The organism is Micromonospora globbae (assembly GCF_003610785.1).
Classification (GTDB): domain Bacteria; phylum Actinomycetota; class Actinomycetes; order Mycobacteriales; family Micromonosporaceae; genus Micromonospora; species Micromonospora globbae.
Window position 1 is genome coordinate 97,072 of record NZ_RAQQ01000017.1, and the last position, 16,651, is coordinate 113,722.

Sequence of the window (16,651 nt, forward strand, 5' to 3'; positions counted from 1 at the left end):
TCCGGATCGGCGCCGTGCTGCCGGCCGGCCGGATGGTCGACCGGGGCGTCCTGAGCGAAGTGGGAGGGCCCGTGACCTCGGCTACGCTGTTGACCCCCGCCAGGACGCCGTCGGAGGCCGCGTCCACGGTCGCGAACCGCATCGACGAACGGGCCTACATCCGGGTCCTCGTCGTACTGGACTCCGCCGTGCTCACGGTCGCGCTGCTGACGGGCTACCTGGCCCGCTTCGGCGACGAGACGCCGGGCGGTTCGAAGATCCCGTACGTGCTGGTGGCTCCCGGGCTCGTGCTGGCCTGGCTGGTCTCCCTGAAGGCGCTGGGCTGCTACGACGACCGCGTGATCGGCTACGGGGCCGACGAGTACCGCCGGGTCGGCACCGCGAGCCTGCGGCTGGCCGGCGGCATCGCCATCGTCGGCTACGTCGCCGACGTGGGCGTCTCCCGGGGCTTCCTGGCCATCACCTTCGCGGTGGGCACCGTCGGCCTCGAGGTGGCCCGCTTCGCCGCCCGCAAACGGCTGCACCGGGCCCGGTCGCGCGGTGACGGCTGGTCCCGCCGGGTGCTCGTGGTGGGCGACACGGCGCACGCGCTGGACCTGGTGCAGACCCTCCGCCGCGAGCCGTACGCGGGCTACACCGTGGTCGGGGCGTGCATCCCGGACGCGCTGCTCGCCCCCGTGCCGCAACGGCTGGGCGACGTGCCGGTGGTCGGCTCGTTCCGGGGCATCCCGGAGGCGGCCACCGCGATCGGCGCGGACACGGTGGCGGTGACGGCGTCCGTCGAGCTGACCGCCGGACGCCTGCGCCGGCTCGGGTGGCAGCTCGAGGGGACCGGGATCGACCTGGTGGTCGCCCCCGCGCTGACCGACGTCGCCGGCCCGCGGATCCACACCCGCCCGGTGGCCGGCCTGCCGCTCATCCACGTCGAGGCGCCCGAGTTCCGGGGCGCCCGCAAGCTCGTGAAGGGCCTCGTCGACCGGTCCGCGGCCGCGGTCGCGCTGACGCTGCTGATGCCGCTGCTGGCGGCCATCGCGGTCGCCGTACGGGTGGACAGCCGTGGCCCGGTGCTGTTCCGCCAGACCCGGGTCGGTCAGGGCGGCCGGGAGTTCGGAGTGTGGAAGTTCCGCACCATGGTGGTCGACGCCGACGCGCTGCTCGGCGGGTTGGCGGCCCGCAACGAGACCGACGGCCTGATGTTCAAGATGCGCGAGGATCCGCGGGTCACCCGCGTCGGGCGCCTGTTGCGCAAGTGGTCGCTGGACGAGCTGCCGCAGCTGGTCAACGTCCTGCTCGGCCAGATGAGCCTGGTCGGTCCCCGTCCGCCGCTGCCGTCGGAGGTGGCGCGCTACGACGGGGACGTGGCCCGGCGGCTGCTCGTCAAGCCGGGCATGACGGGGCTCTGGCAGGTCAGTGGCCGGTCCGACCTGAGCTGGGAGGACGGCATCCGCCTCGACCTGTACTACGTGGAGAACTGGTCCCTCGCCGCCGACCTCACGATCCTCTGGAAGACGTTCGGGGCGGTGGTCAACGGCCGCGGGGCGTACTGAGCGGCGGTCAGGCGTCCGGCCCGGTCCAGTCGAGGCAGACCACGACGGCGTCGTCGACCAGGTCGCCGGACACGAAGGCGCGCAGGTCGCCGAGGAGCGACCGGACGGCGTCCAGCGGCTCCATGGGCCCGGTCCGGCGCAGGAAGCGGTCCAGCGCCGTCTCGCCGTACCGGGCGTGCTGGCCGGCGGCCTCCATGACGCCGTCGCTGAGCACGAAGAGCCGCTCTCCCCGGCGCAGCGGGAACCGCTGCTCGCGGTAGTCGGTGCCCTCGAACATGCCGAGCGGGAACTGGGCCTCCAGCGGCTGCTCGGTGACCTCGCCGTCACTCACCCGTACCAGGCGCGGGGAACCCGCGTCGACGGCCGTCATCACGCCGCTGGCCAGGTCCAGCTCCATGAGCAGGGCGGAGAGGTACCGCTCGCCGCGGTGCTGGTCGTAGACGGCCTGGTCGGCGAGGGCCGCCTGGTCCGCGAGGGGGAGACCGGCCCGGCGCGCGTTGCGCAGGGCGCTCGTCGCCAGCGCGGTGAGCATCGACGCGGCGACCCCCTCGCCGGTGCCGTTGATGATGGCGAGCCAGAGCCGGTGCCCGTCGTCGGACCAGTCGAAGCTGTCGCCCCGCACCGCGTACGCCGGCTCCAACTGACCGGCCAGCCGGAACGCCGGGCGGTTCCGGCTCCGGCCGGGCAGCAGCTCCCACTGCATCTCGGCGGCGAGCGTCAGCCGGCGGGTGCGGCGGGCGGCCCGGTAGACGTCCGTGCCGGCCGCGACGGCCGCCAGCTCGTGGGCGAGCGCGGTGGCGATCTCGGCCAGCTCCGCCAGTACGGCGGACGCGTCGGGCACCGGGGCCAGCCGGAGGACGCCCCGCCGCTCGCCGCGCATGCTCACCGGGACGTAGGCGGTGTGCCCGTCCCGCACCGGCTCCTGGTGGTCGAAGCAGCGCCACGCGGGGTGGCCGGGGCTGGTGACCGGCTCCTCCGGGCCGAGCGGCACCAGGGCCGCGAGGCGGTAGTCGACCTGGAGCAGCTCGACGGCGGTGATCCCGTACGACCCGGCGAGCACGTCGGCGACGGCGTCGACCAGCCGGTCGACGGGCGCCTCCGTGAGGGCACTTCGTGCCCGGTCGACCGGTTCGCTCATCCCCGCTCCTCGCTCACCGGCCCGATCCGCCTCGCTGCGGAGTAGTCTCGGGCCACCATGGCCGAACTGCACGGTCCGCCGGACCCCGAGACGAGTATGGCCGCCGCGCTGGACGCGGCGGCGGGCGCCCTGCTGACCGTGTGGGAGGCGGCGCGGGAGCGGACGACCAGCCGGCTGTCCGGTGCCCAGTTGCGCGCCGTCATGGTGATCGAGCAGCACGACGGCATCAACCTGCGACGGCTCGCCAGCCGGCTCGACATGTTGCTCAGCTCGGCCAGCCGGCTCTGCGACCGGCTGGTGGCCGCGGGGATGCTGGAGCGCGAGCCCGGCCGGCTCGACCGCCGGGAGATCTCGCTGCACCTGACCCCGGAGGCCCGGCGGCTGCTGGCCGAGCTTCGCGAGGACCGGCGCGAGCAACTCGCCCGGATCCTCTCCGGCATGTCACCGGAGGGGCGGGACGCGCTGCTGCGCGGGATGCGGGAGTTCGACGAGACGGCCCGCCGGCAGGAGGCCGAGTCCGCGCCGGTCGAGCCGGTCCCGGTCCGGCCCGACGCCCTCGACGACGATGCCCGGGCGCTGCCCGCTCCCCGGGACTGGCCGGCGGGTGACCCGCCGGTGGCGCGGACGGCCTGACGCCGGTACCGCAGCACCACGCCGCGCGCCGGTGCACGCGGGATCGCGCGGCGCGGCCCGCCGGGGGTCCGGTGCTCAGGCGGCGCGGGCGAGCCAGCCGGAGGGCCACGCGATGATCCGGCGGACGACCGAGCCGGCCGCGCCCACCACGGCGGCGTCCGCGCCCAGCGCGGCGGGCCGTACGGTGACCGGCGACCAGGCCGCCGTGAGCACCCGGCGGGAGATCTCGGCGAGGACCGGTGGCCGCAGCCACGGCGCGAGCGGGGCGTACCCGCCGCCGAGCACCACGGTGTCGAGGTCGAGCAGGTTCACGACGGCGGCGACCGCCACGCCGAGCGCCGTGCCGGCCTCGTGCAGCGCGTCCAACGCGGCCGTGGACCCCGCCTCGGCGAGTTCGGCGAGGCGGGTGGCGGCGGTGTCCGCCGGCAGGTCGGCCTCGGCCAGTCCGGCGGCGGCCAGGATGGCCTCCTGCCCGGCGTACCGCTCCAGGCAGCCGCGCCCGCCGCAGCGGCAGGGGCGTCCCTCGGGCCGGACGGGGATGTGCCCGATCTCGCCGCTCCAGCCCCGGGTGCCCCGGAAGAGGGCGCCGTCCAGCACGATCCCGGCGCCGATGCCGACCTCGCCGGTGATGTGCAGGAAGCTGGCCGGGGCCGCGGGGCCGGCGTGCAGTTCGCCGAGCGCGGCCAGGTTGGCCTCGTTGTCGACCACGAGCGGGGGCACCCCGTCGACTCGCTCGGTCAGTGGCGCGTGCCCGGCGAGCAGGGCCGGCACGGGGACGTCCCGCCAGCCCAGGTTCGGCGCCAGCCGGACGGTGCCGGCGTCGTCGACCAGTCCGGGTACGGCGAGTGCCGCCCCGGCCAGGGGGAGGCCCTGCGCGGCCGCGTCGGTCCGGGCCCGTACGGCCAGCGCGACGAGCCGGGTGAGCGCGTCGGCGGGGGAGAGCGGGCGCAGGTCGGCGCGGTGCACCGTGTGGTGGCGTACCCGGCCGGCCAGGTCGACCACGCAGGCGGCCAGGTAGTCGACGTTGACCTCCAGGCCGAGCCCGGCCGGCCCGTCGCCGGCCAGAACGAGTCCCCGGGCCGGGCGGCCCGCTCCGGCGCGTGGCGCCGGCTCGGCCTCGGTGACCAGTCGGCCGGTGATGAGGTCCTCGACGACCGCGGAGACGGTGGCCCGGGTGAGGCCGGTCTCCGCGGCGAGGTCGGCCCGGGAGGGAGGGCGTTCGGCGGCGGCTATCCGGCCGAGCACCACGGCGAGGTTGAGTTCCCGCAGGCTGCCCTGGCGGACCGCCCCCACGGGTCCGGAGGTAGTCGTCACCCCTTGACAGTGCCACAGGTCACGCAAATAATTCAATCGCTGAACAAATAGCCGACACCACCTGCGGAGGCCGCCATGGCACCCCGTCCCACCCCCGCCGACAAGTTCTCCTTCGGGCTCTGGACCGTGGGCTGGCAGGCCCGCGACCCGTTCGGTGACGCCACCCGCCCCGCCCTCGACGCGGTCGAGGCGGTGCACCGGCTCGCCGAGCTCGGCGCGTACGGCATCACCTTCCACGACGACGACCTGGTCCCCTTCGGTGCGGACGCCGCCACCCGCGACCAGCACATCGCCCGGTTCCGCAAGGCGCTCGACGAGACCGGGCTGGTGGTGCCGATGGTCACCACCAACCTCTTCACCCACCCCGTCTTCAAGGACGGCGGGTTCACCAGCAACGACCGTGACGTGCGGCGGTACGCGCTGCGCAAGGTGCTGCGCAACGTCGACCTCGCGGCCGAGCTGGGCGCGCGCACCTTCGTGATGTGGGGCGGCCGGGAGGGCTCCGAGTACGACGTGGCCAAGGACGTGCGTGCCGCGCTGGACCGTTACCGCGAGGCCGTCGACCTGCTCACCCAGTACGTCATCGACCGCGGCTACGACCTGCGGTTCGCGCTCGAACCGAAGCCGAACGAGCCGCGCGGCGACATCCTGCTGCCCACCGTCGGGCACGCGCTGGCGTTCATCTCCACGCTGGCCCATCCCGAGCTGGTGGGCCTGAACCCGGAGGTCGGCCACGAGCAGATGGCCGGGCTGAACTACGCCCACGGCATCGCCCAGGCGCTCTGGCAGGGCAAGCTGTTCCACCTCGACCTCAACGGCCAGCGCGGCATCAAGTACGACCAGGACCTGGTCTTCGGTCACGGCGACCTGCTCAACGCGTTCGCCCTCGTCGACCTGCTGGAGAACGGCGGCCCCCAGGGCGGGCCGGCGTACGACGGCCCCCGGCACTTCGACTACAAGCCCTCCCGCACCGAGGACTTCAGCGGGGTGTGGGCCTCCGCCGAGGCGAACATGCGGACCTACCTGCTGCTCAAGGAGCGGGCCGCCGCGTTCCGCGCCGACCCCGAGGTCGCCGAGGCGCTGGCCGCCAGCAAGGTCGCCGAGCTCGCCGTCCCGACGCTGGGCGACGGGGAGAGCTACGCCGAGCTGCTGAACGACCGCTCCGCCTTCGAGGAGTTCGACGTCGACGCGGTCGCGGCCCGGGGCTTCGGTTTCGTCCGGCTCAACCAGCTCGCCGTCGAGCACCTGCTCGGCGCGCGCTGAGGCGGTCGCCATGCCGCTCGTGGCGGGGGTGGACTCGTCCACCCAGTCGTGCAAGGTGGTGATCCGGGACGCGGAGACCGGAGCCCTGGTCCGCGAGGGCCGGGCGCCGCACCCGGACGGCACCGAGGTCGACCCGGCCGCCTGGTGGACGGCGCTGCGGGCGGCGGTCGACGCCGCCGGCGGGTTGGCCGACGTGGCGGCCGTCTCGATCGGGGGTCAGCAGCACGGGATGGTGGTGCTGGACGAGGCGGGCCACGTCGTCCGTCCCGCGCTGCTGTGGAACGACACCCGTTCGGCCGGCGCCGCCGCCGACCTGATCGCCGAGGCCGGCGGCGGCGAGGCCGGGCGCCGGTTCTGGGCCGACGCGGTGGGCAGCGTGCCGGTGGCGAGCTTCACCGCCACGAAGCTGCGCTGGCTGGCCCGGCACGAGCCGGAGCACGCCGCCCGGGTCGCCGCCGTCTGCCTGCCCCACGACTGGCTCACGTGGCGGCTGGCCGGTGCGCCGGGCCTCGCGGCGCTGCGCACCGACCGCGGGGACGCCAGCGGCACCGGGTACTGGTCGACGGCGACCGGGGAGTACCGGTTCGACCTGCTGGAACGCGCCTTCGGTCGCCGCATCGCGGTGCCCGCGGTGCTCGGTCCGGCGGAGGCGGCCGGGGAGCTGCACCCGGACGCGCTCGGCACCGGGGTGCCGCAGGCCGCCGCGAGCGGGGTGCTGCTGGGCCCCGGCACCGGGGACAACGCCGCCGCCGCACTGGGCGTCGGCGCCGGCCCGGGCGACGTGGTGGTCTCCATCGGCACGTCCGGCACCGTGTTCAGCGTCGCCGAGGGCCCGTCCGCCGATCCCAGCGGCATCGTGGCCGGCTTCGCCGACGCCACCGGGCGGTTCCTGCCGCTGGTCTGCACGCTCAACGCCGCGCGCGTGCTGGACGCCGCCGCGGCGATGCTCCGGGTCGGCCTGGACGAGCTGGCCGACCTGGCGCTCTCCGCGCCGGCCGGCGCCGACGGGCTCGTGATGGTCCCCTACCTGGAAGGGGAGCGGACCCCGAACCGGCCGGACGCCACCGGGGCCGTGCACGGCCTCACGCTGCGCACGTCGACCCCGGCGCACCTCGCGCGGGCGGCCGTCGAGGGGCTGCTCGCCGCGCTCGCCGACGGGCTGGACGCGCTCGTCGCCCAGGGCGCCGAGGTGCGCCGGGTGATCCTCGTCGGCGGCGGGGCCCGGTCGGTCGCGGTGCGGCGGATCGCACCGCAGGTCTTCGGCTGCCCGGTGGTCGTGCCGCCGCCCGGCGAGTACGTCGCCGACGGCGCGGCCCGCCAGGCCGCGTGGGTCGCCCTGGGCGGTGCCGCGCCGCCCGCGTGGCACCTCGCCGGCACCGAGGAGTACGACGCCGAGCCGGTCCCGGCGATCCGCGAGCGGTACGCGGCCGCCCGCGAGCACCACCTCGACCGGGTCGGCGCGGCGGGAGACGACGGCTGACCGCCGGGCACGGGCGGGTGGCGGCCGTGCCGTCACCCGCCCGTGACCTTGGGCTGCTTGGCTTCGGCACATGACCTTGACCCGGGGTGGGATGGCACGGGCCTGGGGCGGGACGGCGGCGCACCGCGGCTACAGCGTGGTGGTGTTCGTGGTGCTCGCCTCTCTGGACAACGTGGCGATCGGGCTGGTGCCGCCGCTGTACGGTCCGATCGCCGACGCGTTCGGTGTGCCGCAGCGCCTCCTCGGCCTGGTCACCGCGGTCAGCTTCGTGGTCAGCGCGGCGGCCGCCGTCGGCTGGGCGTACGTCGGCGACCGCGCCAACCGCAAGCCGCTGCTCATGGTCGGCACGCTCATCTGGGCGGCGGGCACCGGTGGCAGCGCGGTCGCCGGGAACTACCCGCTCTTCCTGGCCGCCCAACTGGTGGCCGCCGTGGGGCTGGGCGCCGTGGGCTCGGTCGGCTTCTCCGTGGTCACCGACCTGATCTCGCCCCGCCGCCGGGGGCTGGTCATGAGCTTCTGGGGGCTCTCGCAGGGCGTCGGCACGCTGGCCGGGACGCTGGTGGCCGGCCTGCTGGGCAACACCGACTGGCGCCGGCCGTTCCTGCTGCTGGCCGTCGTCGGCCTGGCCGCCACGGCGGCGTACCTGTTCACGTACGACATCCGGCGTGGCCAGAGCGAGCCGGAGCTCGCCGACGCGCTCGCCGCCGGCGGCGACTACGACTACCGGATCAGCCGGGCCGACCTGCCGCGCATCCTGGCCCGGCGCACCAACCGGTGGCTGATCCTCCAGGGGCTCACGGCGCAGGCCGCGTTCGGCTCCCTCGTCTGGCTGCCGGTGCTGTTCACCGAGCGGGCCGAGGACCAGGGCTACTCGACCGCCACGGCGGTGGTGGTGGGCAGCATCTTCGCGACGCTCTTCCAGCTCGGCGGCGTCTTCTCCATCGTGGGCGGGCTCGTCGGCGACGCGGTGCAGCGGCGTACGCCGCGCGGACGCGGGCTCGTGGCGGCCGTCGGCGTCCTCGCCGCGGTGCCGTTCTACGTGGTGCTCTTCTTCGTGCCGATGCGCATCGACGTGCCCGACGGCGGGAGCACCGGCGCCGTGGTCGCCGCCGTGCTGGCCAGCGTGGTCACCGAGCCGACGGTCGGGCTCAGCCTGCTCACGGCGCTGTTCGCGCTCGCGTTGACCTCGGCCAACTCGCCGAACTGGTTCGCCCTGATCGCCGACGTCAACCCGCCCGAGCACCGGGGGACGGTCTACAGCCTCGGCAACCTCGTCAACGGGGTCGGCCGGGCGGCGGGCAACGGCCTGGTCGGCGTCGCGTTCCAGGCGCTGCGGGGCGCGTTCCCGCCGCCGCTGAACTACGCCGTGGGGCTTGCCGCGTTCCAGCTCTTCTTCGTGCCCACCGGCGTCATGTACTGGCTCGCCGCGCGCCACTCACCGACCGACATCGGCGCGGTCCGCGACCTCCTGCACACCCGCGCCGAGCGCCTGGAGTAGGAGGGGGGCCCTGTCGACGCGTGGCCAGGGCCCCCTCCCGCCGATCTCAGGCGCGGAACCAGACGGTCACGTCGGTCGGGACGCCACCGTCGTCGGTGAGCGGGGCGCTGGCGTGCAGCACCTCGGCACCGGCCGGCAGCGGCACGGGCGCCGCACCGAAGTTGGTGAGCACGGTCAGCCCGCCGTTGTCGAAGATGAGCACCTCGTCGCCGGACTCCCGCCAGCGCAGCGTGCCCCGGCCGAGCCCGTGCTCGCGGCGCAGCCGCAACGCCGTCCGGTACATCTCGTACGTGGAGCCGGGCACATCCCGCTGCCGGTCGAGGGCGTACTCGGCCCAGACCGCGGGCTGCGGGAGCCAGCTCGCGTCGGTCGGGCCGAAGCCGTACGACGGGGCGTCGGCCTCCCACGGGATCGGCACCCGGCAGCCGTCGCGCCCGCGCTGCGTGTGCCCGCTGCGCTCCCACGTCGGGTCCTGGCGGGCCTCGTCGGGCATCGTCGTGTGCTCGGGCAGCCCCAGCTCCTCGCCCTGGTAGAGGTAGGCCGAGCCGGGCAGGGCGAGCATGAGCAGCGTGGCCGCGCGGGCCCGGCGCAGGCCGAGCGCCGCGTCGGGCTGCGGGTCGCCGACGCCGATGCCGTTCGGCCGCGGCGTGCCGACCGGCAGGCCCAGCCGGGAGGCGTGCCGCACCACGTCGTGGTTGGACAGCACCCAGGTGGTCGGCGCGCCGACCGCGTCGGTCGCCTCCAGGGAGCGGGTGATCACCGCGTACTGGGCGGGTGCGGTCCAGGAGGCGAGCAGGTACTCGAAGTTGAACGCCTGGTGCATCTCGTCCGGGCGCACGTACCGGGCCAGCCGCTCGGCGGGCTCCACCCACGCCTCGGCGACGAGGACCCGCTCGCCCGGGTAGGAGTCCAGCACGCGCCGCCATTCGCGGTAGATCTCGTGCACGCCGTCCTGGTCCCACATCGGCGGGCGCGGCCGGTCCTCCTCCCGGCCGGAGAGGATCTCCTGCGGCTCCTGCCAGTCGGCCAGGTCGGCCTGCTTCACCAGGCCGTGCGCCACGTCGACCCGGAAGCCGTCCACGCCCCGGTCCAGCCAGAACCGGAGGATGTCCAGGAACTCCGCCCGCACCTCGGGGTTGTCCCAGTTCAGGTCGGGCTGACCGGTGTCGAACAGGTGCAGGTACCACTGCCCGGGCCGCCCGTCCGGCTCGACGACGCGGGTCCAGGCCGGCCCGCCGAACACGCTCTGCCAGTCGTTCGGCGGCTGCGCGCCGTCCGGTCCGCGGCCGTCCCGGAAGACGTACCGGGCGCGTTCCGGGCTGCCGGGAGCCGCGGCCAGCGCCGCGGTGAACCACGGGTGCGCGGACGAGGTGTGGTTCGGCACCAGGTCGACGATCACCCGCAGGCCGCGCGAGTGCGCCTCGGCGATCAGCTTGTCGGCGTCCGGCAGCCGACCGAACAGCGGGTCGACGTCGCGGTAGTCGGCCACGTCGTACCCGGCGTCGGCCTGCGGCGACGGGTAGAAGGGGGAGAGCCACACGGCGTCGACCCCCAGTTCCACGAGGTGGTCGAGGCGGCCGGTGATGCCGGGCAGGTCCCCGATCCCGTCGCCGTCGGAGTCGGCGAACGACCGCGGGTAGATCTGGTAGATGACCGCCTCGGTCCACCAGCCGGTGATCGGGTCGCCGGACGGGCTGTGCTGCGTCACGTTGCTGCTCAGGGCCTTCTCCCGTGTTGTCGTGCGTGTGCTGCCGTGGGACTCCCGTCGACGCTGGCGGGCGGTCCCCGTTAGTGTGCCCGGGGCGGCGCGGTCGACTCCCGTACGACCAGCCGAGTGGGCAGGATCACCGGTGGGCCCGGCGTGTCCGGCGGGCAGGGGTGGTCGACGGGCCGGCCACCGACCCGGTCGAGGCCCTGACCGCCGAGCGGGTCCAGCAGGATCCGCGCGGCCAGCCGGCCCTGCTCGGCCGCCGGCTGGGCCACGGTGCTGAGACCGAGCACGCCCGCGAGGTCGTGGTCGTCGATGCCGACGACGCTGACGTCCTGCGGCACCCGCAACCCGGCGTCCCGCAGCGCGGCCATGGCGCCCATGGCCATCTCGTCGCACGCCGCCACGATCGCGGTCGGCGGTTCGCCCCGGGCCAGCAGCTCGGCGGTGGCCCGCGTGCCGCCGTCGATCGTGAACTGCGACTCCACGTCGAGGCTCGGGTCGGGCCGGAGCCCGGCCTCCCGCAGCGCCTCCTGGTAGCCGCGCCGCCGGTCGACGTGGGTGGTGTAGGCCAGCTCGTCGTCCGGGTCGCCGGAGATGTGCGCGATGCGGCGGTGGCCGAGGTCGAGCAGGTGGCGGGTGGCCGTCCGCGCGGCGGCCACGTCGTCGATGCGTACGCGCGGCCAGCCGGGCACGGGCGTGCCGGAGCTGATCGTGATCCCGGGCAGGTCGAGCGCGGTGAGCGCGGTGAGGTCGGTGGCGCCCAGCGGGGTGGCGACGAGCATGATGGCGTCCACCCTCTTGTGCAGGTTCGCCGTCCGCAGCACCCGCTGCCGCATCTGCTCCCGACCGCCGAGGTTGTAGAGCAGCAGGTCGTAGCCGGACTGGTGGAGGAAGTCCTCGACCGCCTCGACCACCGTCGCGAAGAACCACCGGGTGATGCGCGGCACCACCACGGCGACGGTGCCGGTGCGGCCGCCGGCCAGGCGCGACGCGCTCGGCGACACGGCGTACTGCAGCTGCTCGGCCGCGGCGAGCACCCGGCGGCGCGTCGCGGGTGAGACGGTGGGGAGGTCGCGCAGCGCCCGGGAGACGGTGGCCGTGGAGACCCCGGCCAGCCGGGCGACATCATCGATCGTCGTCACGGTTCCCCCAGCCTCGCTTCCGCGACCGCCGCCGCCCCGACCGGGGCGGCGGCGGTCGCGCGGTCAGCCCTTGACGCTGCCGGCGAGCAGGCCTCGCACGAAGTAGCGCTGCAGGGACAGGAACACGATCAGCGGTACGACGATCGAGACGAACGCGCCCGCCGTGAGGCGCTGCCACTCGTTGCCGCGGGTGCCGGCCATCTCGGCGAGCCGGACGGTGAGCGGCGCCGTCTCGTCGTTGCCGCCGGCGAAGATGAGCGCGACCAGCAGGTCGTTCCAGACCCAGAGGAACTGGAAGATGCCGAACGCGGCCAGTGCCGGCGTGATGAGCGGCAGGACGATCGTGCGGAAGATCTTCGGGTGGCTCGCGCCGTCGACCCGGGCCGCCTCCATCAGGTCGCCGGGCAGCTGCGAGATGAAGTTGTGCAGCAGGAACACCGCCAGCGGCAGCGCGAAGCAGGTGTGCGCGAACCACACCTGGGCGAACTTCTGCTCGTCGACCAGGTCCCACGCCGGCAGCACCTGGACGCCGGCCACGGTCACCCCGGCCGAGAAGAACCGCAGCAGCGGCACGAGGGCCATCTGCAACGGCACGATCTGCAACGCGAAGATCGCGATGTAGACCCAGTCCCGGCCGCGGAAGTTCATCCACGCCAGCGCGTACGCGGCCAGCGCCGCGAAGGCGAGCGGGAACAGCACCGACGGGATCGTGATCGCCAGCGAGTTGATGAAGTAGCTGGCGAGCTGTCCCGACGAGGCGGACCGCCCGAACAGCACCTCCTGGTAGTTCTCCAGGGTGAACTGGGGGTTGGTGAAGAACGTCCACCAGCCCGTCGTCTTGATCTCGTCCTCGGGGCGGAACGACGAGACGAACAGCCCGAACGTCGGGACCGTCCACACCACCGCGATGACGATCGACACGAGCGAGGCGACGGGGCTGTTCAGCCGCCTGCGTACCCGCCCGACCCGGGTCGGGGTGGCACCGGTGCGCTGCGTTCCGGTGGGGACCGTGGGGGTTGTCGTGGTCATCTCAGCCCTCCCGCTGCTGGCGCAGGTTGCGGATCTGGTAGATCACGATCGGGATCACCAGGATGAAGAGGACGACGGCCAGCGCGGAGCCCTGGCCGTTCTCGCCGTACCGGAACGCCTGGTTGTACATCTCGTTGGCGATCACGCTGGTGTCGTAGTTGCCGTTGGTCGAGGTGCGGACGATGTCGAACACCTTGAGCGTGGCGATGGTGATGGTCACCACGACGACGATCAGCGCCGGCCGGATGCTCGGGAGGGTGATCCGCCAGAACATCTGCCACGAGGTGACCCCGTCGAGCCGGGCGGCCTCGACGATGTCCGCGGGGATGGCCTTGATCGCGGCGGAGAGCACCACCATGGCGAAGCCGGCCTGGATCCAGACCATGATGACGATGAGCAGCAGGGTGTTCAGCGGTGACTCGAGGAGCCACTGCTTCGGCTCCCCGCCGAGGCTCACCACGATCTGGTTCAGCAGGCCGATCTGCTCCTGCTCGTCACCCCGGTAGGCGTAGACGAACTTCCAGATGATGCTGGCGCCGACGAACGAGATCGCCATCGGCATGAAGATCAGTGACTTGGCGACGGCCTCGAACCGGGCCCGGTCCACCATCACGGCGTAGAGCAGGCCGATGGTGGTGGCCACGAGCGGGACCAGGAGCACCCAGACCAGGGTGTTGACCAGCACCCGGACGATGGAGCCGTCGGAGAACATCCAGCCGTAGTTCTGCAACCCCACCCACTGGTCGCTGTCCTTGTCCATGAACGACAGCAGCGTCGTGCGGATCGCGGGGACGACCAGCCCGACGACGAGCAGCAGCAGCGTCGGCAGCAGGAAGAACAGAGCGAGGAAGCCCTCCCGCTGCCGGCGCCGGGGGAGCGGGGCCCCGCTGGCGGAGGCGGCGACGAGCTGCGCCTCCCGGCGGCGGGCGAACCAGGCCGGCACCACGTCGAGAAGCAGGAGCAGGCCACCCACCACCGCGACGAAAGCGATCAGCCCGTACATCAGCATGAGGAACTTCGGCTGTTCCTCCGCGAAGTCGAACTCCATCGACCCTCCCAGGTCCTCATGGCCGGTGGGCCGGCCCGCGCGTCACGCGGACCGGCCCACCGTCTCAGATCACTTCCAGCTGCTCTCGATGCCCTGGAGCACGGACGCGGTGTCCTTGCCGTTCACCCAGTCGACCATGCCCTTCCAGAACGTCCCCGCGCCGACCGCGGCCGGCATCAGGTCGGAGCCGTCGAAGCGGAAGACCGTGCTCTGGTCCTGGAGGATCTGGACCGAGAGCTTGTCGATCGGGTTGGCGACGTTGGCCAGGTCGAGCTGCTTGTTCGCCGACACCCAGTCGCCGATCTTGGCGCGGCTGTTGGCGTACTCGCCGGAGGCCAGGTAGGTCTGGACGGCCTGCACCTCGGGCCGGTCGTTGAAGGCCGCCACGAACTCGCCGCCGCCGAGCACCGGCTTGCCCTTGGCCGGGTCGATGGCCGGGAAGTAGAAGGCGAAGACGTCGCCGTCCTCACCCACCTTGGTGCCCTCGGGCCACTGGTTCGCGTAGAAGGACGCCTGGCGGTGCAGGGCGCACTTGCCGGTGGTGATCGGCACGCCGGCCTCCTGGAAGGAGGTGGTGGCGAGGCTCTTCACGCCGCCGAAGCCGCCGTTGACGTACTTCTCGTTCTTGAGGATGGAGCCGGCGCGGTCGAGCGCCTCGGCGACCTTCGGGTCGTTGAACGGGATGCCGTGCGTGGTCCACTGGTCGTAGACCTCGGGGCCCGCCGTCCGCAGCAAGACGTCCTCGATCCAGTCGGTGGCCGGCCAGCCGGTGGCGTCACCGGACTCGATGCCGGCGCACCACGGCTTGATGCCGCTCGCCGCGATCGTGTCGCTGAGCTTGATCAGGTCGTCCCAGGTGGTCGGGACGGTCCAGCCCTTCTCCTTGAACATCTTCGGCGAGTACCAGACGAAGGACTTGACGTTCGACCCGAGCGGGGCGCCGTAGAGCGTGCCGTTCACGGTGCTGTACTTCAGCCAGTCCGGCGAGTAGTTCTGCTCGGCCATCGCCTTGGTGTCGGCGCCGACCGGCTTCAGCTTGCCCGCGTCGGCGAACCGCTTGAGCAGACCCGGCTGGGGGATGAAGGCCAGGTCGGGCGCGTTGCCGCCGTCCACCCGGACGGGGAGCTGGGCCTCGAACTCGCCGCTGCCCTCGTGGTCGATGTCGATCCCGGTGCACTCCTCGAACTGCTCCCAGGACTGGTCGAGGCGGTCGGCCTCGATGTCCCGGATCGACGAGTAGATGCTGACCTTCTTGCCGTCGTGGCCCTTGTACTTGTCGTATGCGGCGCACTCCGCGGAGTCCGCGTTGCTGCTGCTTCCCTTGTCGTTGCCGGTGCCGCAGGCGGCGGCGCTGAGCGCCAGCCCGAGTACGCCGGCGATCACGAAGGCCTGGCGTGGTCTGGCAAAGACCGCCATGCCGTCCTCCTTTCTTGCCGGCGCGGTCGTCCAGACCCGGCGCCGGTCCGATGGGCGTCCCCACATGTAAGCGCTTGCATCGGACCGGGTCCACCCCCTGTCAGACACGACCGAGTAACAATCCGGAAACCCGCCGGCCGCCCGTGGGCACGCTCCCGCGGCAGATCCCTCCCTCTTTCGATGTCTGGCGATATCTGTCACCCTGGACGCATCCGATCGAAGGTTTTCAACATAGGAGGCGCTGGATGCGTAGACGGTGGTTCAGCCTGATGGTGGCCGGTCTGCTGATCGGAGGCACCCTGGTGCCCGCGACACCGGCCATGGCCGCCCCCACCTTCAAGGTCCCCTTCCCCTGCGGCCAGGTCTGGTCCGGCCAGACCCGCACCAACCACAGCCCGGCCAACGCCATCGACTTCAACCGGACCGACGACCTCGGCGACCCGGTGGTGGCCAGCGCCCCGGGCACCGTCGACCGGGTGACCGACCTCGGCGGCACGAGCTACGGCAAGTACGTCCGCATCAGCCACGCCGGCGGCTACCACACGTACTACGCCCACCTGAACGGCTTCAACGTCTCGGTGGGTCAGAGCGTCGGCTACGGGAAGGTGATCGGCTGGGTCGGCAGCACCGGCGGGTCGACCGGGCCCCACCTGCACTACGAGCAGCGCCTCAACGGCAACGACATCCAGGTGCGCTTCAACGGCACGCTGGCGCTCTACTGGGGCACGAAGAACTACACGAGCGACAACGGCTGCTCCTCCGGCGGCACCGCCACCGGCACGGTGAACACCAGCGGCACCCCGCTGACCGTGCGCTCGGGCCCGGGCACCGGCTACACGGCCGTCGGCACGGTGGCCGACGGCACCCAGGTGACCATCCAGTGCCAGACCAGCGGCACGAGCGTCACGGGCACCTACGGCACCAGCTCGATCTGGGACCGCATCGGCGCCGGCCGCTTCATCGCCGACGCGTACGTCTACACCGGCTACGACGGGTACATCCCGAACCTGCCGCGCTGCTGACGACGACCGGCGGGGCCCCGTCGTGGGACCCCGCCGGCCGGAGCGTGTCGCCCGGGGTGGTGGAACGCCGCCGTCAGCGCCGGGCGGTCGTGGAGACCGAACGCCGCCGTCAGCGCCGGGCGGTCGTGGAGACCCCGCCGGCGCGGGCGGTCGCGGTCCCGGACAGCACGAAGCCGGGGTCGTCGCGACCGGATGCCCCTGTCGGGAGGACGGAGCCCGGCCGCGGCGACCCCGGCGGGTCAGAGGTGCGTCCGTACGGCGTCAATTGAAGACGCTGACGCCGCCGGGGCCCACGAGCAGCCCCACGATGATGAGGACGATGCCCCACAGGATCTGCCGGCGGAACAGCGCCAGGATGCCGGCAACCACCAGTACGACCGCGAGAATCCAGAGAATCAGCTCCATGCGGT

Annotated in this window: 14 protein-coding genes; 6 read left to right on the plus strand and 8 right to left on the minus strand. The window is 73.4% G+C overall.

Annotation, left to right across the window (positions count from 1 at the left end; all coding sequences use genetic code 11):
* The first annotated feature begins 71 nt into the window (after nucleotides 1-71).
* Nucleotides 72-1,547, plus strand: coding sequence for a sugar transferase (locus tag D7I43_RS22250; protein ID WP_240033096.1), 1,476 nt, complete (start codon nucleotides 72-74; stop codon nucleotides 1,545-1,547).
* A gap of 7 nt (nucleotides 1,548-1,554) precedes the next feature.
* Here the strand turns inward: D7I43_RS22250 and D7I43_RS22255 are convergent, their stop codons facing one another.
* Complete coding sequence (locus tag D7I43_RS22255; protein ID WP_120330496.1) at nucleotides 1,555-2,685, minus strand: PP2C family protein-serine/threonine phosphatase; 1,131 nt, start codon at nucleotides 2,683-2,685, stop codon at nucleotides 1,555-1,557.
* Between the two features lie 57 nt (nucleotides 2,686-2,742).
* Here D7I43_RS22255 and D7I43_RS22260 point away from each other — a divergent pair, with 57 nt between their 5' ends.
* Complete coding sequence (locus D7I43_RS22260; RefSeq protein ID WP_240033097.1) at nucleotides 2,743-3,318, plus strand: MarR family winged helix-turn-helix transcriptional regulator; 576 nt, start codon at nucleotides 2,743-2,745, stop codon at nucleotides 3,316-3,318.
* Between the two features lie 75 nt (nucleotides 3,319-3,393).
* Here the strand turns inward: D7I43_RS22260 and D7I43_RS22265 are convergent, their stop codons facing one another.
* On the minus strand, nucleotides 3,394-4,632 hold the full coding sequence (locus D7I43_RS22265; protein ID WP_192902235.1) for an ROK family protein: 1,239 nt from the start codon (nucleotides 4,630-4,632) through the stop codon (nucleotides 3,394-3,396).
* Between the two features lie 75 nt (nucleotides 4,633-4,707).
* Between D7I43_RS22265 and xylA the strand changes: the two genes are divergently transcribed.
* The 3 genes from xylA to D7I43_RS22280 all read left to right on the plus strand — a co-directional run bounded on the left by xylA (nucleotide 4,708) and on the right by D7I43_RS22280 (nucleotide 8,873).
* Nucleotides 4,708-5,895 (plus strand): xylose isomerase, encoded by a 1,188-nt coding sequence (xylA, locus tag D7I43_RS22270; RefSeq protein ID WP_120330498.1) that lies wholly within the window; start codon nucleotides 4,708-4,710, stop codon nucleotides 5,893-5,895.
* A 10-nt stretch (nucleotides 5,896-5,905) separates the two neighbouring features.
* A complete protein-coding gene (xylB, locus tag D7I43_RS22275; protein ID WP_120330499.1) occupies nucleotides 5,906-7,375 on the plus strand; it encodes a xylulokinase in 1,470 nt (489 codons plus the stop codon).
* Nucleotides 7,376-7,445: 70 nt separating this feature from the next.
* A complete protein-coding gene (locus D7I43_RS22280; protein ID WP_120330500.1) occupies nucleotides 7,446-8,873 on the plus strand; it encodes an MFS transporter in 1,428 nt (475 codons plus the stop codon).
* Between the two features lie 46 nt (nucleotides 8,874-8,919).
* Here D7I43_RS22280 and D7I43_RS22285 read toward each other — a convergent pair whose 3' ends face one another.
* The 5 genes from D7I43_RS22285 to D7I43_RS22305 form a co-directional block, all read right to left on the minus strand.
* On the minus strand, nucleotides 8,920-10,581 hold the full coding sequence (locus D7I43_RS22285; protein ID WP_420870230.1) for a glycoside hydrolase family 13 protein: 1,662 nt from the start codon (nucleotides 10,579-10,581) through the stop codon (nucleotides 8,920-8,922).
* Between the two features lie 80 nt (nucleotides 10,582-10,661).
* A complete protein-coding gene (locus D7I43_RS22290; RefSeq protein ID WP_120330501.1) occupies nucleotides 10,662-11,726 on the minus strand; it encodes a LacI family DNA-binding transcriptional regulator in 1,065 nt (354 codons plus the stop codon).
* A gap of 63 nt (nucleotides 11,727-11,789) precedes the next feature.
* The gene (locus D7I43_RS22295; protein ID WP_120330502.1) at nucleotides 11,790-12,755 is read right to left on the minus strand and encodes a carbohydrate ABC transporter permease; all 966 of its coding nucleotides are present in this window, start codon (nucleotides 12,753-12,755) and stop codon (nucleotides 11,790-11,792) included.
* A 1-nt stretch (nucleotide 12,756) separates the two neighbouring features.
* On the minus strand, nucleotides 12,757-13,803 hold the full coding sequence (locus D7I43_RS22300; RefSeq protein WP_120330503.1) for a carbohydrate ABC transporter permease: 1,047 nt from the start codon (nucleotides 13,801-13,803) through the stop codon (nucleotides 12,757-12,759).
* A 69-nt stretch (nucleotides 13,804-13,872) separates the two neighbouring features.
* Entirely contained in the window at nucleotides 13,873-15,219 is a 1,347-nt protein-coding gene (locus D7I43_RS22305) for an ABC transporter substrate-binding protein (protein ID WP_120330504.1), read from the minus strand.
* Nucleotides 15,220-15,464: 245 nt separating this feature from the next.
* Here D7I43_RS22305 and D7I43_RS22310 point away from each other — a divergent pair, with 245 nt between their 5' ends.
* Nucleotides 15,465-16,241: a M23 family metallopeptidase gene (locus tag D7I43_RS22310; RefSeq protein WP_120330505.1), complete on the plus strand. Its 777-nt coding sequence runs from the start codon at nucleotides 15,465-15,467 to the stop codon at nucleotides 16,239-16,241.
* A 261-nt stretch (nucleotides 16,242-16,502) separates the two neighbouring features.
* On the opposite strand, the gene D7I43_RS33110 is transcribed toward D7I43_RS22310, so the two are convergent.
* Nucleotides 16,503-16,646: a GPGG-motif small membrane protein gene (locus D7I43_RS33110; RefSeq protein ID WP_167363573.1), complete on the minus strand. Its 144-nt coding sequence runs from the start codon at nucleotides 16,644-16,646 to the stop codon at nucleotides 16,503-16,505.
* Nucleotides 16,647-16,651: the final 5 nt, after the last annotated feature.

Coding starts and splice junctions, on each gene's coding strand:
- xylA (WP_120330498.1), top strand. CDS start 4,708: ATGGCACCCCGTCCCACCCCCGCCGACAAGTTCTCCTTCGGGCTCTGG.
- D7I43_RS22260 (WP_240033097.1), top strand. CDS start 2,743: ATGGCCGAACTGCACGGTCCGCCGGACCCCGAGACGAGTATGGCCGCC.
- xylB (WP_120330499.1), top strand. CDS start 5,906: ATGCCGCTCGTGGCGGGGGTGGACTCGTCCACCCAGTCGTGCAAGGTG.
- D7I43_RS22305 (WP_120330504.1), bottom strand. CDS start 15,219: ATGGCGGTCTTTGCCAGACCACGCCAGGCCTTCGTGATCGCCGGCGTA.
- D7I43_RS22295 (WP_120330502.1), bottom strand. CDS start 12,755: ATGACCACGACAACCCCCACGGTCCCCACCGGAACGCAGCGCACCGGT.
- D7I43_RS22255 (WP_120330496.1), bottom strand. CDS start 2,685: ATGAGCGAACCGGTCGACCGGGCACGAAGTGCCCTCACGGAGGCGCCC.
- D7I43_RS22310 (WP_120330505.1), top strand. CDS start 15,465: ATGCGTAGACGGTGGTTCAGCCTGATGGTGGCCGGTCTGCTGATCGGA.
- D7I43_RS22280 (WP_120330500.1), top strand. CDS start 7,446: ATGACCTTGACCCGGGGTGGGATGGCACGGGCCTGGGGCGGGACGGCG.
- D7I43_RS22300 (WP_120330503.1), bottom strand. CDS start 13,803: ATGGAGTTCGACTTCGCGGAGGAACAGCCGAAGTTCCTCATGCTGATG.
- D7I43_RS33110 (WP_167363573.1), bottom strand. CDS start 16,646: ATGGAGCTGATTCTCTGGATTCTCGCGGTCGTACTGGTGGTTGCCGGC.